Here is a 21781-nt window from a genome sequence, read left to right as displayed (position 1 = left end):
AAGAATATGTTAATACCATTTTCTTCGGAAAAGACCCAGTAAAGCTTGAGGGTCTACGGTGAATTTTATTCTTATTTTTTGGTCATAATTTGGCTGTCCGATTTCCCAACCTAAATTGGAATATATTGGAAAGTACAACTCAAAATAATCGGTAACCAGGTCTAATTTAAGTCCAGAGTCATAAACAAATGCAGGATTAAGGCCTTTATTTTTAACTAAACCAATATCACCATAAGCTTCGATATATTTCCAAATGGTGGTACTTACATTAGCTGTGGTCATCCATTGGTTTGCAAAGGGTGTTTCTAGTTTTGATTTAAAACCACCTTCAGCAATGATGATTTGCTGACTAAAAATTCCTGACGATTCTGAACGTCCCAAATAATTGTAATCGAAAAGATAATCTGTTGGTCTATCTAGAGCAAAACTGAAATAGTCTGAATCTGCTTCGGTTCTGTTATATAAAAAGGTTCCAGCGAACAAGCGCAAGTTGAACTGCCTATTTGATTCAGAAAGTTTACGATATTCGTAGTTCAAAGAAATTTTTCCAAATTTCTTTGCAAATTGAACATCATAATACCACTTGTTGAAGTTAACCAACCCTGGATTTGAGCTAATATACCTAATGTTAAACACACTGTAATCTGGCTCAAGTAAATCATCAATAATTGCATTTTCACCTACTTCCCTTGAGATACTGAGATAACGTAGGTTTAAAAACTTGGACTTATCAGATCTATAATCGTCCTTATCTCTGAAGAACAATGATAAACTTGGTGTTAGAATAGTTACAAAGGAATCTTCGGCAAATGAATTGTATTTGGCAAAGAGACCATAAGTGATGTTGAAGAGGTCTGTATCTTCAATAAAATGCGTGTAAAAAATATTACTACTTCCTGTTATGGATCTAGATTTTGTAGCATATACTGGTGAGATTTTATAATTCAGCTTTTTTCTTAGAACAGTTTTGTTGTAAAACTTAGCACCTAAGGTCAAGCCATCGTAAATATTTCTAAACTCCACCTGAGGCATTATAAACACTTGATTGTAATTTGGGTCTTCTACATCTTTAATGAGCCTAAATTGAAATGGTTTGTTATTCAAAAAGAAGCCATTTAGCGATCTATAATTATCTCTTAAGTTAAATTCTGGTATCGTATTATCGTAGTTAAGTACAAATTTATCTGTACTGTCTTTAGGAATAGTAAAGGTCTTTAAACCACTTACATTTTCAATCCACGACTTTGATGTGATAGAGTCATTACTTAATGAAAATAGCGAAACAGGCATGTTGTTTTTTCGCTTATTCTTAATTGTAATAGTTACTGAATCTTCGGTTTGTTCGATTTCTTTTATCTTAAAATCAATTTTAGTTCTCGAATCAACATAATCTTTAAAAAACCAGTTAATGTCTTTCGATGTTTTTGATTTTATAAGATTTTCGAAACGATCAGAACTAGTGATCTTTAACTGATTCGTTTTAAGATATTCTGAGATACTATTTTCCATAATATCTTCATTTATGAAATCGTCAAGATATCGTAAACCAATACCAGCCTTGTATTTTCCTGCAATATTGGCATTAAATTTCAATAGAGAATCTTTAGACATAGTTAATGGCTGATCACGATTTGTACGCGCCATTTGCATGAAAAATAAAGTAAACTGATCGTTGTAGCCTAAATCTGCTGCATGAAATGAACGCACACCCCAAACATTAGCTAATGTACCCAGTAGTTTTGTGTCTGGATAATAGATCTCAACATATTTCATTAAGAAATAGATTTGAATACCATCTCTCAACCAATAGTCTTTTCTAGGATTAATCAATAAGGTGTTTTCTAAATAATTGTTTAACGCGGTCTTTAAAAGTTTTAATTCATATTGAAAATTATCAGGAAAAGGTCTTATGAAATTCGGCAATTGATTTAAACCATATAATGGATCTTTCTTATAATCATTCTTGGTAATTAATAATCGCTCGTGAGGATATTCTCCTAAGTGTTCAGTAATAAAACGTGTAATCTTATCAGTAATTATAGCTTTTTCTTCAGCGGTCACACCTTCATTTGAAAGATCGGAAAAAATGGTAAAATTATCGGTTTGTACAAATTTGAAATTTGAAAACTTAGTCAGTATCAAATGGGTATTCACACGATTTTTTCCGTGTAAATAAAATGTTTGATTCTCCTTTGTTTGTTTGATATCAATAGTATTAAGCTCTGATATCAATTGGTAATTGAGAGGAAATTCAATTTGAAAAGTTAAATCGGCTTCCGGTATGTACAAATCATCTAAGTTTTTATTGCTATAGTATTGCCACTTTCCGTTATAAACAGAAGGCGTAATGTACCAATATTTGAGGTCGAAATCTTTTTCAGGAGTGATGCCGTAACCCGTAAAGCTATCGTCTGGAAGCACAAGGTTATAGCTTAGCGTAATATCATAAGATTCGTTAGGGAGCAATGGTTTTTTAAGATCTACTTTTATGATATCTGGATGCTCTTTTAAGGCAGAATGCTCAAGTTCATTATTCGCCTCGTCATACATCTTGGTAATCAAAGTAAAACCACGCTGTTCGCTTTTAGCAAAATGGAATTTATCGTTAAACTCTTCAGTAAAACGTTTGGCTAAAGGTGTCTTTTTTGTAGAGTAGGCATTATTCCAGTTACTTAGATAAATTGTGGTTAAGGTATCATTACTTTCATTTTGATAAACGATACGTTGATTAATCTTTATAGTCTTAGTATACACATCTACAGAAGCACTTAGGTCAATACTATTTTGACCAAAAACTAATGCACTCCATAAAAAGAGATTAATAAGTAAGACATAATTTAGTTTCAATGCGCAACTACAAATTTTAAGGGTTCAAACTGAAATTTAGAGCTCGTAATATAATAGATACCATTTGCAAATGAGGTAGCATCTACTGTTATTAACGAATTTTTAGCGTTAACAGTTTTTACAAGTTGTCCTAGACTATTATATATCGAAAGGGATATATTGTTTTCTAAACTAGGCTTCACTTTAAGTTTTAGAGTTTCATCAACAACGTTTGTGCCAATAATAGTGATTGCATCTTCAACCAAGATTTCATCAACACTTAATGATTGATTGGTTTGGAGTTCTAATGTAACGGGAAGATGGTCGCTAAAATTGTATAATGCGTCTCTAATGGCAAAGGAAAAGTCGGCTCCAGCACAGTCTGACGAATTAATTTCTTGGTTAAAACACTGAAAATTCTCGTTATTTCCGTAGACATCATAGCTATCTAGAACAAATGTCAATTCGGGATTTGAATTCATAAATGCTGATGTCATTATAAAGTCAAAACGATCATCAAAACCTCCAGTACTACCACCAAGCCCTGTTTGAGTACGTGTAGACTGGGTCATCACATCTATAAAATTTGAATTGGTATGCCAGCTTCCAATACGATCTGCAGGATCCTCAAATTTGATAACATTGTTGTTGGCTGTATCTATAAGCTCTTGAAATGCAGGTTCAGAACTTGTGTAAACATTAAAATCTCCTGCTAAGACAATATTACTATTCACAGGAAATGTATCAAGATAAGTAGTTAAATCATTAACCATTTGCAAACGTAAATTTTGGTTGGTAGTACCCTGTGAGGCTTTTAAATGGCAAACAATCACATCTAATATAACTGGATTCGTATTTTGATTTACAGAGTTAAGTCTTAGTCTGTAGTGATTAAAATCTCTAAAAATGGTTGTTACAATGTTTTGACTTTCTAAAATAAATTTAGAACTATCATAATATAGGAGTTGCTGTAGATCATTTTGATTGCTTCCACTATCGTCAGAGGTGTTAAGCTCAAATGTTGCACCTTGGTAGTCTGGATTTATGAATTGGAGAGAACTTAAAATGGTATTTGCTCCATTAACATTATTTAATTCACACACCATAAATAAATCAGGTCTATAATCATCCAATACCAATTCAAGGTATTGTAGACGATTAGGAACTGCATCTTCTAATGGAAAATTAAGTAAGTTATAAAACATAAGTTTAAAGTTTTCTTGCGCAGAAAGGGATTGAAACGTTAATGCGCACGCAAAAACTGTAAGACATAATTTCTTAATCATAGCGGCAATCTTGAAATTTGTTATTATTGTTTGCTTAGAAATTCGGACTTAATCCATATTCTTTATAGAATTTATCAAGTATAGTAATCACTTCCTCACCTGTATCTACAACGTGAATTAAATCTAAATCTTTAGCACTAATATTACTGTGAGCGTCAAGTAGAGTTTGTTTAATCCAATCCATTAAACCATCCCAGAATTCAGTTCCAACAAGGATAATTGGGAATTTTTCTATCTTATTGGTTTGGATTAATGTAATTGCTTCAAAAAGCTCATCAAGTGTTCCAAAACCTCCTGGCATCACAACAAAACCTTGCGAGTATTTCACAAACATGACCTTTCTTACGAAGAAATAATCAAAATCTAAACTTTTATCGTTATCAATATAAGGATTGTCATGTTGCTCAAACGGTAATTCGATATTAAGTCCAACCGATGTTCCTCCAGCAATATGAGCTCCTTTGTTACCAGCTTCCATAATACCTGGTCCACCACCAGTAATCACACCATATCCATGCTCTACTATTTTAGTAGCAACTTCTTCAGCTAGTTTATAATACTTATGATCAGGCTTTGTTCTTGCCGAACCAAAAATAGAGACACATGGTCCAATTTTACTTAGCTTTTCGTATCCATTTACGAATTCGCCCATGATTTTAAAAATTGCCCAAGAGTCGTTTGTTTTTATCTCATTCCAACCTTTGTGATGTTGTTCTTTTCTCATATATGTTTTGTCTTTATTTTAAATTTATGTCAACCTGCTAATTTAGTTCTTTTTTAAGAAACTTTGCAGTGTAACTCTTTTTATCTTTTATGATATCTTCGGGAGAGCCTTTAGCTACTACGTTTCCACCACCTTGACCGCCTTCATATCCAATATCAATAATATAGTCTGCCATTTTGATAACGTCAAGATTATGTTCAATAATTAGAACAGTATTACCTTTATCTACTAATTCGTTTAATACTAACATTAAGACTCTAATATCCTCAAAATGTAAACCTGTAGTGGGTTCGTCAAGAATATAAAACGTGTTTCCAGTATCGCGTTTGCTCAATTCGGTTGCAAGTTTAATACGTTGCGCTTCACCACCAGAAAGTGTTGTACTTTGTTGCCCAAGAGTAATGTAACCTAAGCCAACATCTTTTATAGTTTTAAGTTTTTTATAAATCTTAGGAATATGTTCAAAAAAGTCTACAGCTTCTGAAATGGTCATATCCAAAACATCACTTATCGATTTACCCTTGTAACGAATTTCTAAGGTCTCTCTATTAAAACGCTTGCCCTGGCAAGTTTCACATTCGACATAAACATCTGGAAGAAAATTCATTTCTATCACTCGTAATCCTCCTCCTTGACAAGTTTCACAGCGTCCTCCTTTGACATTAAAACTGAAACGTCCTGGTTTGTAACCACGTATCATGGCTTCAGGTATTTTAGCAAACAAACTTCTTATTTCACTAAATGTTCCAGTATAGGTTGCAGGATTGCTTCGCGGTGTTCTACCAATAGGAGATTGATTGATGTCAATGACTTTATCACAATGCTCTAACCCTTTAATGCTCTTATATGGCATTGGTTTCTTCACACCATTAAAGTAATAAGCATTCATAATTGGATATAGTGTTTCATTGATAAGTGTTGATTTTCCACTTCCTGAAACACCAGTAACACCTATCATTTTTCCTAAAGGGAATTCGACCGAAACGTTCTTTAAGTTATTACCTGTACAACCTTTAAGCTCTATTTTTTTACCATTTCCTTTTCGGCGCTTCTTCGGAACAGGAATCTCTTTCTTGCCATTTAGGTAATCTGCTGTTAGTGTATCATGGGTTAGAAGTTCTTCCGGATTTCCAATGCTTATGATTTCACCACCATATTTACCCGCTTTAGGTCCTATATCGATCACATAATCGGCACGCTCAATCATATCTTTATCGTGCTCTACTACAATAACTGAGTTTCCAATATCTCTAAGTGAAACTAGAGAGTTGATTAGTTTCTCATTGTCACGTTGGTGTAATCCAATACTTGGTTCGTCTAAAATATAGAGCACACCAACCAATTGTGATCCAATTTGAGTAGCCAACCTAATACGTTGTGCCTCGCCACCAGACAATGATTTTGAACTGCGATTGAGAGATAAGTAGTTGAGTCCAACATCTAATAAAAATTGTAATCGGGCTTTGATCTCTTTTATAATTTCTTCGGCAATTTTAAATTGCTTCTCACTAAGATTTTCATTGATAGCATCGAACCATTCCGCAAGATCAACAATATCTTTATGTGCAAGCTCAGCAATATTTAAACCATTAACCTTAAAGTATAACGATTCTTTTCTTAAGCGAGACCCTTCACACGTTGGACATTTCACTTTGTCCATATAATCTTTTGCCCATCGTTTTAAGGATGTGGTTTCGGCATTTTTGTACTGACTTTCAATAAAGTTTGCAACACCTTCAAAATCTATTTTGTATTCGCGAGTAACACCAAGTGTTTTACTTTCCACAGAAAATTTATCATTACCACCATACATAATCATTTGTTTAGCTTCTTCTGGAATGTCTTTGAAAGGGTCTGCTAAACTAAAATTGAAGCGCTGAGCAATGGTTTCAAACTGTTTGAAAATCCAACTATTCTTTTGTGGTCCATGAGGCACTAATGCTCCCGTTTTTATAGAAATCGTATCATCAGGAACTATTTTATTTTCGTTCACTTGATACAGCGTACCAATGCCATTACATGTAGGACAAGCACCTTTTGGTGAGTTAAATGAGAAATTATTTGGTTCTGGGTTTGGATATGAAATCCCAGAAGATGGACACATCAAATTTCTACTAAAATAACGTGTTTCTTCTGTGTCATGATCGAGTACCATAAGCACATCATCGCCATGATACATGGCTGTGTTAATGGTTTCTGAGAGACGTTTATCGTTATCGTCTGAGTCATCAATTTTTAAGCGATCAATAACAATTTCAATATCATGCGTTTTATAACGATCTAGCTTCATGCCTTTTTCAAGGTCACGAACCTCACCATCTGTTCTTACTTTTACAAATCCTTGCTTCGCAATTTGCTCAAATAGCTCACGATAATGGCCTTTACGAGAGCGCACAATAGGTGATAGCACATTGATGCGCTTTCCTTTGTAGCTTTCTTTAATGAGTTCTTTAATTTGCTCATCACTATAACTCACCATTTTTTCACCAGAATTATAACTGTAAGCATCACTAGCGCGTGCATAAAGTAAACGCAAGAAATCGTAAATCTCTGTAATGGTACCAACGGTAGATCGAGGTGATTTACTTGTTGTTTTTTGCTCTATGGCAATCACAGGAGAGAGTCCGTCAATTTTGTCTACATCTGGACGTTCTAATCCACCAAGAAACTGACGTGCATAAGCAGAAAAGGTTTCAATATAACGACGTTGTCCTTCTGCATAAATGGTATCAAACGCTAATGATGATTTACCGCTTCCAGACAAACCAGTAATCACTACCAATTGCTCTCGTGGAATAGTAACATCAATGTTTTTAAGGTTATGCACTCTGGCACCTTTTACCTCAATAGCGTCGTCAAATGTGCTCATATATGGTATTGAAATTATGTGATTAAATAGCAAAGTTGCAAAGGTACTGATTTTAAGCTTAAAATGTAAGCTTGATTCATTTAGGGTTATGTTAAAAGTTTGCTCTAATTTCCATCATGTTTGTCGTTAAAGCTTATTCGTTTTCCTTACCTTGTTTTCCAAAATTTTCATTAAAAACAACTATGGGATTATTCGATTTTTTTAACAAGAAAACTAATAAGAATGCACCAAAGGAACAGTCGTTGGAAACTTCAGAAAATGAACTTTTCAAAGCATTACAACCTTACTATGCTTATCTAATGTGTTATACAGGAATGCAACAGCAAGGTAATTATGCGCCTATTTCTGCTTATGAAAAACCAAATGGCGATATTATTGGCTTCTTATATGTTTTTGATGAAAGTGGTGCTTATTCATTAAATTCTGATACTGTTGTGGAACTTATGGAAGCACGTTTTGAAAAAGAGCTTGCAGTTAACGAGATTAAATCTTATGCGATATTATATCATTCAGAATTTAATGATTCTAATAAAAGTCATAAAGTGGCGCTTGAGGATGATGCATTTAAAGCTATTTCAATTGCTTATAATTTCAGTAATTTAGAGAAAGGACATATCGCTATGCCATATACTTTTGATGAAGAGGGTATTAATTATCATGGATTAACTGGTTACACCAATGAAGAGAATAATACAGTTTTCAAAACGCAATTAGAACACAAGGATTATTTTCAGGATAGAGCAACAATGGAAATTCCAACATGTACAAATGATATTGGACTCACTATAACCAAATCGAACACTCATGGTTTAAATAATACATGGAGTGGGATTTTTGGGTTTAACAGGTTTAATAACAAAGATGGAAGTCAAATTCTTAAAGACTATTTTGCAATGGCTATGACAAAAGCTGAAGGTGATCTAGATAAAGGTATTGTTACGTCTAGCATAGAATTTAAAGATGTTGATTTCAAAGGTGTTTTACAGCGAGGAGAACCAATGACTTTATTGCCAGTTGTTAAAACCAACTATGTGGTTGATGTTGAACATCGTGACATTCAAGAATGGGAAAATGTTGATAACTTAGAAGCCATTGTTTCGGGTAAAGCCAAAAATACCTTTGGTATTTGGTATTATGCAACCGACTATGCAAAGAACAGACAACGCTATCTCACTGAGAAAAAGTTGAATATACACGTTAGCGGAATTGCATTTGTATTAGACATTCATACCAAAGATGAGTCTAGTGAGGTTTCGTATAGTGATGAGTTTACTGCATATTTTCCTAGTAAGGACGTTCCAAATTTTGGCTGCTTTGATTTTATAGGAGAAGTGGAAGATTTCAGAGAAACGAGTTTATTAGATGATGATAGTTTAAAAGGCTATATCATGACTGTAAGATTGATTACCAATGAAGAGGTGAAAGATTTCTTTACAATAGATATCTACGTGACATCAGAGAACATGCGATTTGAAACCTTAACTAAAGGTTTAAAAGTTACAGGAATGTTCCAAATGCAAGGCTGTATTGCTAATTGATAGTTAATTAAACACAATCGGACTTGATGATTTTGTACAAGAATCATCGACGTGTGCCATTGGATTATTTAAAAAACTGATGGCCATTTGAAAGAAACAAGAATTCATGGGACAATGACCATCTGTTGGGAAAATCACATGACTTGAGTTTTTTAATGACTTTGCTGCTTTTTCTGCATTTGAAGGTGGTGTGATAGGATCCCATGCACCACTTACTAATAGTGTTGGAATATCAGAAACGACAACACTCATTTTAGTATTTGAATTGTTTTCAGAAGGCCATAGCTTTATAACCTCAGGATCTGAAGCAAATAAACTTATACCTTTAGCCAAACTCGGATGTTTTTTTTCATCCTTAGCTATGAATCTTTTATTTTTAAACGCGCCTTCGTCTTTAACGTTTACAGACCAATATGCTGCAACATTTATCACACCTAAACGTGATGCAAATGCTTGAATAGACTGAATCACAGACTGTGAATCGTTTGTTTTAAAAGCCATTATAAATGAAGGTACTTTAGCTATAGTTTGTCTATCGTATAATAGTTGTTGAATCAATAATAGAAAGTCTTGCTTATTTATAACAAGCTCGTCTCCATCAATCATAAACGATTGCCCTTTACGATCTAATTGCTTGCAAATGGTTTCAAAATTCTCCTTTAAATTTGGGTATTTACTTGAGCAATTGTCATCATTTTCACAAGTGTCAAATAGCTTTTCTAGTGAACGGTTCAAATTGGTGTAAATATTTTCATAGAGTCTTATTTCCAAAGGAAATAGGCCAGAGAGAATTGATGCTCTGATACTATTAGGATATAATTCCATGTATTTTAAACCCAAACGCGTACCATAAGAACCACCAAATAAATTAAGTTGCTTATAGCCCAAATGCTGTCGTAAAGCTTCTAGATCTTTAGCGCTTTGCGTTGTACCAAATGCTGTATTAAAGTTTGAATTGCTTAAGGATTTCATACACTCAGAACTAATGCTTAAAAGCGTTTCATCTTCGTTGTCTAAAGACAGGTCTGCAGTCATGACTTCTAGAAATGAAGCACTTAAATTTGGGCAGATCTCATTTGAAAATCCGATACCTCTTTGATCATACATGATAAAATCACGATCTGGATCAAGCGCCAGTCCACTAAACACATTAGCATAAGGCAATACACTACCTCCTGGACCACCTTGAATAAAAACGAGAGGATCATCTTTACGGTTTTCAGATTTTGATGCAATGACGATATATGCAATTTTTGTTGTACCATCCTTTTTGGCGTCCCAATTGTTAGGTACATCAACGTAACCACAACGATCATGTGTTATAGTGATTTGTTTTTCAAAAGGACATACATGTTGTTCTTCTTGAGACTGACAGTTAAGTGCAATAAAGCCAAATAGTGTAAAAAATAAATGTTTGAGTTGCATGGTTGTTAGGATTAAAAAACTTTTAGTTTTTGAGTTGGTGATGTTATAAAATTAGTAAATCTTAAGCTTTATTAGTATCATTGTTATGCAAAAATTAACATCAAAACAATAGACGACATATGCAATTATTAGGAATAGGTTCCAGAATTAACCACGGCGAATTTGGAAAAGGCGTTGTGACTAACGTAACTTCAAAGCATTATTGGGTAACCTTTATTGATAAAGGATTAGAAACTATAGATATTGATAGCGATTTTGAAGTGATTGAGGCTTGTGAAGATGATGTAGATACGGTAAGTTTTGCTGAAGTAGAAAGTAGCCTTGTTCATATTTTAAAGCGTTGGAGTGATGTTTCCGAAGTGATACCAATTGCAGATAAATGGAAAGGCGGAAAATTGGTTATGGAGCCAGGCGACACGAGTTTACAAGGAAAGGAATTACCGATTAATCAGTTCTTTCATAAGATTACGATGGTTAGAGATCGCTTGCGTGTGATGGAACAAAAAATTAATTCTAGTAAGAATTTAGATGAACAAGAAAAGATAGATCTGCAACAATATATCACACGTAGCTACGGAAGTCTAACAACGTTTAATGTATTGTTTAAACTGAAATCTCAGCAATTTGTTGGGCAGCGGAGTAAATAGATGTTATGTAGTTTTTCTAAAATAAGCTTTCTTAATTAGAAGTATATATATAACTAAAGGAACTAATACACAGAGCACTACTGACGAGGTTGTATAATTACTTCCAATACTATCAAAGCCTCTTAAAAACTCAGCAGAAGCATCGAATAGAGTATTAGAGAATTCTGAAAAATCTTTTATGAATAGTAATGCTAGCATTGTGATTAGTATAAAGCCTATCTTAAAAAAGTGTTTGCCTCTAATTTTGTCTATAAGGAAAGCCCATGATAATGGGATAATAATAAACCAGATGATGATATTGATCTCTTTATAGCTAAAGCCTGTGATTCTTGATAGAAACATTAAGAGTTTATATGTGAGGTCAAATATCTCTTTCATAAACTCTTTATTTTTTGGTTATTATCTTAGTTTGAAAAGGCAATGATTTTAATACTTTATATAATACAATAACTCGTCTTTAACCATATTAACTAATTCTTCAGAAAATTCATGCTTAACATCATTTAAAGCTATAGTGCCATGTTCACCAAGAGCAAGCGTATCTGTTGGTTTTGATTTATAGTTTATCAAAATTGAAAACCTTGCGTCCATAAAACGTCCATCTTCTTTAGTTGATTTTAACTCAGAAAACTTCTTTTTGAAGGTATTTAAAAAGTATCTATTTTTAATTGTCTTTTGAAACACATTTTCATCATGTTCGGCATACATATATCTTAATTGCATATCTTGAATTGAAATAGGACTGGATATTCCAGTTTTCATAAATACAACATCCATATTGGTGATGTCTCCATCCTTTAGTTCTAATTGTTCGGTTTTAATTCCTTCAATTTCCAATCCTAAAACCAATAACTTATGAAATGTAGGTAACTGCATTCCAGTTTCAGTTGTGGTCCAATCGCTCCATGAAGCTTCCAGTCCGTCAATAGGTAAAATATCTACCCACATTTGATAGCTTGTTGGTTTTCCATTATCATCAAAATGCCATAAATAAGAATCTCCAGGAGTAGAACCACCATTCGTATAGGTCACTAAAAGGGCATCTTTGCCATCTTCCGTTTTTACCAGTCGGCGTTCGACACCTTCATCGAACACTTTGTATGGCGCTACCAACCAAAACGTGTCATTATTAAAAAGATCTTCAGCCTTATGAATATAATCATGAACTTTCTCACCTGTATAGAGTTCTTCAGAAACATAAACCTCAGAATTATCATGATTGGTAAGATCGAGGTTAACTCTAATGTTTTTCCAGTAGACCTCACAAGTGTTTTCAGCTTTATTCCATTTAAAATGATGGCGCTTTTTAAACGTAAATTCAATATAATCGGTTGCTTTATATGCATCATGATTAAGTGCATTAAGCATTCGTACCGCTAATTTATCTGCTGCTAGGCTTTGCTCACCAGTAGGTAGGTCTTCATTGTATTTAAAATACATAAAAGCAAAGAATAGGAGCGAAGGCAGTGTAAAAAAGATGATCACACCTCCAATGATCTTGAGGATTTTTTTTGGTTTTGGCACTTTATATTTTTTTACAAATGTAGGTAATTAGCTTAATCTTTCTTTTATGCCTTTTGCCAACATAAGGGCTGCAGGTTTATAATGTCTAAACCACAATTCTGGTTCAATAAGTTCCAATTCTGAAAGTGCAATATTGCCTTCATTGTCCTCAAAAATATCAACTCTGGCATAGATAGGTAATTCGGCACAGGCTTTTACTGATGCCTCAGCAAAAGCAATTTCTTCATCTGTAGGTTTATAATTTTCAATACTTCCGCCAAAATCATCCTGAACTCTAAAATCACCAGCTTTTGCCTTTTTCAGAATGGCATGAGTAAACATACCATTGAAAACCATCATAGAAATCTCACCTTTGCTAACAATATTATATTGAAAAGGTTGCAACATCATTGCTTCATTAGCAATCAATTCTTGAAAAATAGCCTCATGCTCATTTAAATTATCAAGGTTTAATTTATACGTATGTCTGGCAGCACCAGATACACAGGGTTTGAGTACTGTTTCTTTCCAATTGAGAATATCATGAAGCTGCATTAGTGTTACTTGAGCACCTTTTTCAATGAAATGGCTTTCGGCAATATGAACACCATTACTTTGTAAATCTAAAAGGTAATGCTTATCAATATTCCAACGGATGATCGCTTCAGAGTTTAATAGTGTTGTTTGTTGGGAGACGATTTCTAGCCATTTTGAAAACTCATCGAAGCGATCAAAATAATCCCATGTTGTACGAAACAACACTGATTTGGTTGTAGACCAATCAAAAAACATATCATCCCAAGCGAGACGCAAAGTTTTCAATCCTACTTCTTCCAAAGCGTGATAAACCAAGCGATCTTCATAGTAGACATTGTGTTTATAGTCATCAGTTTTTGAATCGTTGAGGTAGCGGCTATCAGTGAGTATAACCACATCAAAAATTGTCTTCAAATTAGTTGTCGTTTTTATAACCTTTAGGACGCATAGATCTTATAGGTGCTGCAGGTTCAGGCTTTAATTCAAACTCATTATTTCGCAATGCTTTCATAGCTTCTTCGACAGCACGTTCTAATTGTGGGTCTTTTCCTTGAAGTACTAATTTAGGATGCTGAATCACTTCAATATCTGGAGCAATTCCTTCACCTTCAACAGCCCAATTTCCGTCGACATCATAAAATCCGCCACGAGGCGCAACCATACGTCCGCCATCAATAAAGCGAGGTGTATCCCAAGTTCCAACTAGTCCTCCCCACGTCCTTGTGCCGACTAAGGTTCCTATATCTGCCATTTTGAACATGTAAGGCAATAAGTCACCTCCAGAACCAGCACGTTCATTTATGATCATCACTTTTGGTCCCCAAATTCCTGCCATAGGAGTTGTCCATGGTCTATTACTTTCGGTCTTACTATTAAAATATCCGAAGAGCTTACGATTCATAATATCAATCATATAGTCGGCAGCAGAGCCACCTCCATTATTTCGTTCGTCAATAATAGCTCCTTTTTTATCTTGTTGCGAGAAATAGTAGCGATTAAATGACGTGAAACCACCACCACCAGTATTAGGCACATAGATATAGGCTAATTTGCCGTTAGAAAGTTCATCAACCTTACGACGATTGCCTTCAACCCAATCGACGTAACGAAGGTTACGCTCGCTTCTTACCGGTTTAATGAGATGGGTTTTTGCACCATCCATAGAAGGTTTGCTATTTATAGTGATATTAATTTCGCGACCAGCAGTTTGTTCAAGTAGTTGATACGGATTCACATTTGCAGATACATTAGTACCATTAATTGCTAAAATATAATCACCTTCATTGATATTCATTCCAGGTTGAGCGAGAGGCGCTTCGGTACCAGGATTCCAACGTTCGCCAGAATAAATTTTTGTGATTTGATAATAACCATTGGCTGCTTTTATATCTGCACCAATTAAACCAACAGGAACAAAATCTACATTTGGCATATCACCACCAGACACATACGAATGTCCGATAGCAACTTCACCACTCATGATATCGACAACATAATTCAAATCGGTTCTATGACGAACATGATCAATCCATGGCGAATACCATTTATACACATCGTCCCAAGGTGCACCATGTACATTATCTACATAGAGAAAGTCGCGCATATAACGCCAGCCTTCTTTAAAGATTTGTTTGTATTCCTCTTTAGGATTAACCTTAATTTTAAGGTTGGTAGCGATCTTGTCTTTTGAAACATTTGGTTTTCCTTTTGTTCCAGAAATAGCCCATTGTCCGCCTTTATTTATGAGTATAGAATTTCGATCTTCAGAAACAATCATTTGCTGAATACCATCTGCAAAATCTTCAGCTTTATCTTTTTCAGTATCGTAATTATGAATTTTCACACCGTTTCCACCATCAACAGCTTCGGCAACAAAGACATGACCTTTTGGTGCTTTAGCCAAAGCAACATAATTGCCATTAGGCAGACTTAGTGCAACAGCTCTATCAAATAAACCATTAGTATCAATAGTCACAGTTACACCAGTGGCTTTATCTTCTTTTTTATCTTCGGAAGCTTTATCATCTTTTTTCGTTTCTTTTTTTACGTCTTCTTCATCTGTTTTGATATGATTAGGTGCTTTATCAGAAGCACTTAATACGACTGCATATAAACTACGTGTTGTTTCTGGGTCGTACGAACTCATGTCTAACCAACCTGTGGCCAAACCGTAATTAGTACTTGCCAATGTATACAAATACTTTCCAGAAGCATCCCAAACAGGACTAATGGCGTCTGCAATAGGATCGGTAATAGGAATTATCTTTTTTGTATCGACGTTATAGGCATATATAGATTTAAAATTGCTGTTATTTTGTTTGGCATAAGCAATCCATTTACTATCTGGAGACCAAACAGGGTTCATTGAACGGTTAGGGTGAGCATAACCTTCAGTATCGGCCTTAACAGCTTTCTTAGCGTCTAAATTCATGACCCAAATATTGAAATCGGTATCTGTATAAGCAATGTATTTACCATCTGGAGACCAATCTGGTTGAAAGTAAAACGTATTATTTGGGAGTTTGATGCTCGATTGGTTTTGACCATCTTGATCTGCAATAATCATTTGATATTCTCCACTTTTATCAGAAAACCAGGCGATTTTATCCCCTTTAGGCGACCATATTGGAGCACGATCGGCAACTCCCGAAGAGTTCGTTAAGTTGCGCCATGTACCATTTTCTTTTGGTACTGTAAAAATATCACCACGATGCTCAAAGACTGCACGCTTTCCTTTAGGAGAAATGTTAGGATTTGTCAATTGTCTACCAGATACATTTTCCCATCGCGTACGAGAGAAGTTTAAATCGGCTTTAACATCAATGTTTAATGTTTGTGTTGTCCCATTTGAAGGGTTGAGTATATGCAGCATTCCACCTTGTTCATAAACGATCATACTGGAACTAGCATCTAAGCTTTTAACATCGAATTTTTTATGAAACGTTAGTTGTTTTTCGGTTTTTGTTTTTGGATCAAATGACCAAATATTACTGGTATAATCGCGTTCAGACAAATAGTAAACGATACCATTTAACCAAACAGGATACAAGTGACGTTCTTTATCTAATTGAGGTGTTGTTATGAGATCTTTGGTCTTTAGGTTGACGATCCAGATTGGCATGGCTTGACCACCACGATAATTACGCCATTCTGCATCCCAAGACGTGATTGGCGTGTATGCTATATGTTTTCCATCTGCTGAAATTTCACCAAAAGCTGCGCGAGGAATATCCATAGCTTTTGGCAATCCACCTTTGGTAGATACTGTGAAAAATTTATTGGTTTGTGTAGGGCGACCTTCACGATTAGAACGAAATAGAATATCGCCATTTGGTGTCCAGCCTTCAACAAAATCACCTGCAGAGTGGTAGGTAAGTCGTTTAGGCTCACCACCTTGACTTGGAATAATAAAGACATCGAAATTTCCGTCGTATTGCGCTGAGAAGGCAATCCATTTTCCATCGTTGGAGAAGTGCGGACTCAATTCATAACCATCATCACTTGTGAGTCTGATAGCTGTTCCTCCGGAAGTTGAAGCTTTCCATAGGTCATTAGCATAAATAAAGACCACATCGTTTCCATGTAATGTGGGTTGACGTAATAGTTTGGTTTGTGCAGAAGCTACAATAGTGCACATGCCTAAAAAGGCGATGAGTAATCGTTTCATGTTGTGGTTGGTTTTAACGGATGTTAATTATAAACCTAAAGATACGAAAATGAAAAGAGGGTTTTAGTTTGGAATTGTTAAAAAGCATATTAGGGCTGTAAAATCATTTTGCTCCAACTGTTCTGTTCTTTTGTGTATAATTCTCTGTAATGAAATCGATTGCTTTTGAATTCCATAAATTCAATATGCTTTGGATCTATATAAAAACCAGACCAATCATTTGGTTTGGGAATGTCGATATTTTTGAACTCTATTTTTTTCTGTTCAAATAAAGTGGTCAAATCAGCTATATTATCAATTTCAATGCCTTGCTGACAAATGTGACTCACTATCTGAGCCTCTTTATGTCGTCCTTTAAAGTAAGTATTGGCAAGCGCTTGATCAATTTGAGAAGCATCACCTTGAATTCTAATTTGTTGTTGTGTCTCTGGCCACCAAAATGTAAGAGATGCTTTAGGGTTGGCTAGTAATTCTATTCCTTTTCTAGAGGTAAGTGATCCTGTTATCACAAACGTATTCTCAATGATTTCTTTAAGAGATACAAATCTCGAGTTGGGATAGCCATCACTACCTATTGAGGTTAAGCAGCAGGCTGAAGGGAGTTTGGTAGCAGCTATTTTTGTATACGCCGTATGCCATTGTTTAAATTTCTTTAGTGGGTTCATTGTCATATACTTATTATTATATGTTATTTGGTTGATTTTTTCTCTAAACGCTTTCTGGTTCCAATGGCATATGCGATTGATTGGTATTAACAAATTTTTGTTGCATTTTAGACAGATTCACATTTTTTAATACGTTATACTTATTAGTTGGAATTCCTTTTAGATAATAACTGTATAGGTTCTCTAGTTCTCCAGCATTTAAAAACTCTTTATCATTGAACTTTATGTGTTCTGCTTATAGGTCACCAATATCTAAGTGCTTTACCATTTTCTAAATATTCTTTTAAGGATTCGTGAATGAGGTAGTTCCATCCTCCGACAAAATTGTCTCTTTTAAAATCAGGGTTTGTGAATGTTTCGATTCCTTCATGAATGAGCTTTACTTTGGTTTTTTTGCCAACAGATGATAATTCGAAGGTCACAAAAGATATTCCGGGATAGCCTTCATATGCCCATGAGTACTTGAGTTTTTTATTAGGAATAACTTCTAAAACCTCACATAAATGCATATATCGCTTATCTTCCTCGCCACCTTCAAAATGAAACTTACAGCCCACTTCTGGTTTGAAATCGGAGATATCAAAATACCATTGTTTCATTAATTCCTTTTCGGTGATGGCACGCCAAACAAGTTCTAATGGCGCATTGAATTCTTGTTCAATTATTAATGGTTTACTATCCATGATTGTTGTGTTTATAATTTGTCATTAGGTTTAGATTGCAAGTCGTCCAATACGATGTTAAGTTGATTAAATTTCGCTGTCCACATCTTTCTAAAAGGCTCGAGCCAATCGGCAATTTCTGTTAGTTTTTGAACGTCGAGGTTACAGTGACGTTCCCGACCTTCTTTTTTTATAGTGATGACACCACATTCTTGGAGATATTTAATATGTAATGATACTGCTTGTCTGGTCATATCAAACTTATTTGCCAATGCGTTGACATTTTGTGATTCATTTGTAAGCGACATAAGTATGCTTCTTCTTGTAGGATCTGCTATAGCATTGAAGACATCTCTTTTCATAATTTTTATTTAACACGCAAGTGATTACTTGCAAATATATATGAAAGTAATCACTTGCGCAATTATTTCATTAAAAAATGTATTTAAAGAGTAGGAGTATTGTCAATTTTTAAGAGTTGTAAATTACAATTTGAAAATGACTATAGCTTTATTTCTATGACATCATAAGACTACTGGTAGAGGATATACCTGGGTGGTTTTAATCCATTAAGCCGCATATAAACTAACATTTGACCTCTGTGATGCGTTATATGATCAGTTAGTAATAGTAAAATTTGCCTTTTTGTTCTATTTAAGCCTAAATAGTCTAATCTGTCTTTAAGTTTAGTGATGTCAAATTTTGTAATAAACTCTATCGTTTTATCGAAGGTTTTATCGATAGTAGCGATCATTTCTTTTTTAGATTTTTCGTCAACCTTAAGTTCGGTGTCAGTATTCCAATCTCTTGCTTCTCGGTCTCCTAATAGCGATTGGCAATGCCAATCCATAGCCCAGCCAATATGCATTAAATTTTCAGCAAAACTCATTGATTCTGGTGTTGCTTTAAAATTATATTTGTCCTCAGGCATAGTCTCTGCGACGAGAATTAAATATTTCCGGGAGTTTTCCAATCGTTCTAAATAGTCTGTGATAAACTCATTTTGCTGGGCATTAGCCGAAATTGAAAGCACTAGTGTTAAAAAAATAAGTCTGTACATATATGATTAGTATTGTTTGATTAATATTTCGTTGTTAACTCATCTGTAAATCAAAATCCTACAGCGGCATCATCGCCTCTGTAATCGGCACCGCCTTCTAAAGTACCATCATTCAAGATAAGAATGGCATCTACTTTCCCTATTACAGGTGTTCGTGTTTCATTTATTGTATAGCCTAAGTTCTTCAGTTGTTCTAAAAGTGTATCATCAAAACGATTAGGTTCCATTCGTATTTCTTCGGGTAGCCATTGGTGATGAAAACGTGGTGCATTTACGGCGTCATGCATGGTCATTCCAAATTCATGAACGTTGAGTATGGTTTGAAATACAGAGGTAATGATTGTTGAGCCTCCTGGTGTTCCTACAACCATGTAGAGTTCACCATTCTTTTCTACAATAGTCGGTGTCATAGCACTTAGCATTCGTTTTTGTGGTGCAATGGCATTGGCTTTTCCGCCTAGGAGCCCGTAAACATTAGGAACACCAGGTTTACTACTAAAATCATCCATTTCATTATTTAGGAAAAAGCCTAGATTTTCAGCATAGAGTTTTGAGCCATAGGCACCATTGAGCGTTGTGGTAACTGCCACTGCATTTCCAAACTGATCAACAATAGAATAATGCGTCGTTTCGTTGTGTTCTTGATACGAGATGTTGTCTTTTATTTCCATGGTATAGTTAGGCAGTGTTCCATAAGAAATTGAGTCTGAAGGCGTTGGTTTGTCAAACGAAAAATGCTGCATTCGATTGTTGAGATAGGTATGATCAAGAAGCTTGTCTACAGGGATATTTACAAAATCAGGATCACCTAAATAATAGCTGCGATCAGCATAGGCTTGTTTTTCGGCTTCAACCATAACTTGAATGGCTTCTAAGCTGTTTTGACCATATTGGCTTACATCAAAAGGCTCTGTCATTTTCATAATCTGTGCAAGGCAAAGTCCGCCACTCGAAGGCGGAGACATCGAAATGATAGTAAGATCGTCATAGGCAAATCGAATAGGATCGCGCCATTGAGCTTCGTATAGAGCAAGGTCTTCTGAGGTAATAATGCCGCCTTTCTCACTAAGAAATGCCACAAGTTGCTTTGCGGTTTCACCTTTATAGAACTCGTCACGACCATGCTTAGAGATACGTTTTAATGTTTCGGCCAATGCTACATTTTTAAATGTTGATTGTGCTGGCACATCTTTATTTACTAGTGTTGTTTTACCATTAACAGCTGTTATGATGCTATCATATTTCATAAAGCGCTTGTGTTGCTTTTTTGTGACTGTAAATCCATTTTCGGCCAATGCAATAACAGGTTTCAATAGGGTTTCTATGGGAAGACTTCCAAACCTCTCATGAGCCGTAAAAATACCTGCAATGGTTCCTGGAACACCAACAGCGTAAGCACCAACCGTACTTTTATTAGGAATCACATTTCCGAGAGAATCCAAATACATATCACGACTCGCTGCTAAAGGTGCTTTTTCACGATAGTCCAGAGCTCCAGTTTCACCTGTATTAAGACGATAGACCATAAAACCACCTCCTCCAAGATTTCCGGCATAAGGATAGGTGACGGCTAAAGCCATTTCCGTCGCAAACATCGCATCAAAAGCATTACCGCCTTGTTCGAGGATATCACTCCCTATTTTAGAAGCTTCGGCACGTGCAGACACCACCATAGCATTTTTAGTGATCAATCCACGCGTTATGGGAGCTTCCTTTTTACAAGAAAAGATGATACATAAAAATAATATAAAGTAAAGTTTAATTTTCATTTAATAATTGGATTTCGATGTCTTTTAAAGCTGCTTTGGCAAATGCTCTTAGTTCTTCAAAAAACGAGGTGAATTCGGTTTCAAATTCGGTATAAAATTCTTTGAGCTCTACTGTGGCTGTATGCATTCCCGATTTGTTCTGAGTTCTACGGTTCATTCCATCTAAAACCTTTTGAATACCTTCTATCTCAGCGTAACTAAGTAACCAATTGCCAGCAATCATATGCGGCATCATTTTTTGAATACGAGAAGGAAGAATATCAAAATGAATTCCCATAAGATCGTAGAATTTGTCTACGTAATCGGGTAATGGAATATCTGAATAAGAACTCCAATTCTTGGCCAAAAAGTGATCGTACAAGATATCGACGATGACACCACTGTAATGGCCATAATTTTTGTGCAGGCGTTTTGTACTCTGTCTTACTGTTGGGTGAGCATCAGTATATGTATCTATTTGACGATGTAGTAGGATGCCCTTTTGAATTCCTAAAGGAAATTTTTTATAGTGTTTTCCTCTAATACCATCAGCGATAAAATTACCAATAGTAATCAAGTCGTCATCTTGAGATAGATAAATATGGGCTAGAAAATTCATTCAAT

Annotated in this window: 17 protein-coding genes; 2 read left to right on the top strand and 15 right to left on the bottom strand. The window is 35.1% G+C overall.

Features of this window, described 5'->3' with window-relative positions:
• Positions 1-9: 9 nt before the first annotated feature.
• The 4 genes from KWG70_RS09720 to uvrA are packed head-to-tail and all read right to left on the bottom strand — an operon-like array spanning position 10 to position 7705.
• Entirely contained in the window at positions 10-2847 is a 2838-nt protein-coding gene (locus KWG70_RS09720) for a gluzincin family metallopeptidase (protein ID WP_230935824.1), read from the bottom strand.
• Positions 2844-4112: a T9SS type A sorting domain-containing protein gene (locus tag KWG70_RS09715; protein ID WP_230935823.1), complete on the bottom strand. Its 1269-nt coding sequence runs from the start codon at positions 4110-4112 to the stop codon at positions 2844-2846. The genes KWG70_RS09720 and KWG70_RS09715 overlap by 4 nt, the downstream gene beginning before the upstream one ends.
• 34 nt (positions 4113-4146) lie before the next feature.
• Positions 4147-4836, bottom strand: a complete 690-nt coding sequence (locus KWG70_RS09710) for an LOG family protein (protein ID WP_230935822.1) — start codon at positions 4834-4836, stop codon at positions 4147-4149.
• A 37-nt stretch (positions 4837-4873) separates the two neighbouring features.
• Positions 4874-7705 carry an excinuclease ABC subunit UvrA gene (uvrA, locus tag KWG70_RS09705; protein ID WP_230935821.1) on the bottom strand — a complete coding sequence of 944 codons (2832 nt, stop codon included), beginning with the start codon at positions 7703-7705 and terminating at the stop codon, positions 4874-4876.
• Between the two features lie 182 nt (positions 7706-7887).
• Here uvrA and KWG70_RS09700 point away from each other — a divergent pair, with 182 nt between their 5' ends.
• Positions 7888-9243, top strand: coding sequence for a hypothetical protein (locus KWG70_RS09700; RefSeq protein WP_230935820.1), 1356 nt, complete (start codon positions 7888-7890; stop codon positions 9241-9243).
• 3 nt (positions 9244-9246) lie between these two features.
• Here KWG70_RS09700 and KWG70_RS09695 read toward each other — a convergent pair whose 3' ends face one another.
• Positions 9247-10668, bottom strand: a complete 1422-nt coding sequence (locus tag KWG70_RS09695; RefSeq protein ID WP_230935819.1) for an alpha/beta fold hydrolase — start codon at positions 10666-10668, stop codon at positions 9247-9249.
• 119 nt (positions 10669-10787) lie between these two features.
• On the opposite strand from KWG70_RS09695, the gene KWG70_RS09690 reads away from it, so the two are divergent.
• Positions 10788-11315, top strand: coding sequence for a hypothetical protein (locus KWG70_RS09690; protein ID WP_230935818.1), 528 nt, complete (start codon positions 10788-10790; stop codon positions 11313-11315).
• A 3-nt stretch (positions 11316-11318) separates the two neighbouring features.
• On the opposite strand, the gene KWG70_RS09685 is transcribed toward KWG70_RS09690, so the two are convergent.
• From KWG70_RS09685 to KWG70_RS09640, 10 genes are all read right to left on the bottom strand, one after another.
• Entirely contained in the window at positions 11319-11693 is a 375-nt protein-coding gene (locus tag KWG70_RS09685) for a hypothetical protein (protein WP_230935817.1), read from the bottom strand.
• Between the two features lie 48 nt (positions 11694-11741).
• The gene (locus tag KWG70_RS09680) at positions 11742-12839 is read right to left on the bottom strand and encodes a hypothetical protein (RefSeq protein ID WP_230935816.1); all 1098 of its coding nucleotides are present in this window, start codon (positions 12837-12839) and stop codon (positions 11742-11744) included.
• A 27-nt stretch (positions 12840-12866) separates the two neighbouring features.
• Positions 12867-13769: an ATP-grasp domain-containing protein gene (locus KWG70_RS09675; protein ID WP_230935815.1), complete on the bottom strand. Its 903-nt coding sequence runs from the start codon at positions 13767-13769 to the stop codon at positions 12867-12869.
• Position 13770: 1 nt separating this feature from the next.
• Positions 13771-17022, bottom strand: a complete 3252-nt coding sequence (locus KWG70_RS09670; protein WP_230935814.1) for a S41 family peptidase — start codon at positions 17020-17022, stop codon at positions 13771-13773.
• 89 nt (positions 17023-17111) lie between these two features.
• On the bottom strand, positions 17112-17780 hold the full coding sequence (locus KWG70_RS09665; RefSeq protein ID WP_262910625.1) for a pyridoxine/pyridoxamine 5'-phosphate oxidase: 669 nt from the start codon (positions 17778-17780) through the stop codon (positions 17112-17114).
• 149 nt (positions 17781-17929) lie between these two features.
• On the bottom strand, positions 17930-18370 hold the full coding sequence (locus tag KWG70_RS09660; protein WP_230935812.1) for an SRPBCC family protein: 441 nt from the start codon (positions 18368-18370) through the stop codon (positions 17930-17932).
• An 11-nt stretch (positions 18371-18381) separates the two neighbouring features.
• On the bottom strand, positions 18382-18711 hold the full coding sequence (locus KWG70_RS09655) for an ArsR/SmtB family transcription factor (protein ID WP_230935811.1): 330 nt from the start codon (positions 18709-18711) through the stop codon (positions 18382-18384).
• Positions 18712-18881: 170 nt separating this feature from the next.
• On the bottom strand, positions 18882-19409 hold the full coding sequence (locus KWG70_RS09650) for a DinB family protein (protein ID WP_230935810.1): 528 nt from the start codon (positions 19407-19409) through the stop codon (positions 18882-18884).
• Positions 19410-19459: 50 nt separating this feature from the next.
• Positions 19460-21178: a gamma-glutamyltransferase gene (ggt, locus tag KWG70_RS09645; RefSeq protein ID WP_230935809.1), complete on the bottom strand. Its 1719-nt coding sequence runs from the start codon at positions 21176-21178 to the stop codon at positions 19460-19462.
• Positions 21168-21776: an acyl carrier protein phosphodiesterase gene (locus KWG70_RS09640; protein WP_230935808.1), complete on the bottom strand. Its 609-nt coding sequence runs from the start codon at positions 21774-21776 to the stop codon at positions 21168-21170. Before KWG70_RS09640 ends, ggt begins: the two co-directional genes overlap by 11 nt.
• Positions 21777-21781: the final 5 nt, after the last annotated feature.

This window comes from Psychroserpens luteolus (genome assembly GCF_021032705.1).
Lineage (GTDB): Bacteria > Bacteroidota > Bacteroidia > Flavobacteriales > Flavobacteriaceae > Psychroserpens > Psychroserpens luteolus.
This window is presented reverse-complemented; position numbering and strand designations above follow the sequence as displayed.

What these genes read in the sequence shown, in the direction of transcription:
- KWG70_RS09715 (WP_230935823.1), bottom strand. Translation starts at nt 4,112, where the DNA reads ATGATTAAGAAATTATGTCTTACAGTTTTTGCGTGCGCATTAACGTTT.
- KWG70_RS09710 (WP_230935822.1), bottom strand. Translation starts at nt 4,836, where the DNA reads ATGAGAAAAGAACAACATCACAAAGGTTGGAATGAGATAAAAACAAAC.
- uvrA (WP_230935821.1), bottom strand. Translation starts at nt 7,705, where the DNA reads ATGAGCACATTTGACGACGCTATTGAGGTAAAAGGTGCCAGAGTGCAT.
- KWG70_RS09700 (WP_230935820.1), top strand. Translation starts at nt 7,888, where the DNA reads ATGGGATTATTCGATTTTTTTAACAAGAAAACTAATAAGAATGCACCA.
- KWG70_RS09695 (WP_230935819.1), bottom strand. Translation starts at nt 10,668, where the DNA reads ATGCAACTCAAACATTTATTTTTTACACTATTTGGCTTTATTGCACTT.
- KWG70_RS09690 (WP_230935818.1), top strand. Translation starts at nt 10,788, where the DNA reads ATGCAATTATTAGGAATAGGTTCCAGAATTAACCACGGCGAATTTGGA.
- KWG70_RS09685 (WP_230935817.1), bottom strand. Translation starts at nt 11,693, where the DNA reads ATGAAAGAGATATTTGACCTCACATATAAACTCTTAATGTTTCTATCA.
- KWG70_RS09670 (WP_230935814.1), bottom strand. Translation starts at nt 17,022, where the DNA reads ATGAAACGATTACTCATCGCCTTTTTAGGCATGTGCACTATTGTAGCT.
- KWG70_RS09660 (WP_230935812.1), bottom strand. Translation starts at nt 18,370, where the DNA reads ATGGATAGTAAACCATTAATAATTGAACAAGAATTCAATGCGCCATTA.
- KWG70_RS09655 (WP_230935811.1), bottom strand. Translation starts at nt 18,711, where the DNA reads ATGAAAAGAGATGTCTTCAATGCTATAGCAGATCCTACAAGAAGAAGC.
- KWG70_RS09650 (WP_230935810.1), bottom strand. Translation starts at nt 19,409, where the DNA reads ATGTACAGACTTATTTTTTTAACACTAGTGCTTTCAATTTCGGCTAAT.
- ggt (WP_230935809.1), bottom strand. Translation starts at nt 21,178, where the DNA reads ATGAAAATTAAACTTTACTTTATATTATTTTTATGTATCATCTTTTCT.
- KWG70_RS09640 (WP_230935808.1), bottom strand. Translation starts at nt 21,776, where the DNA reads ATGAATTTTCTAGCCCATATTTATCTATCTCAAGATGACGACTTGATT.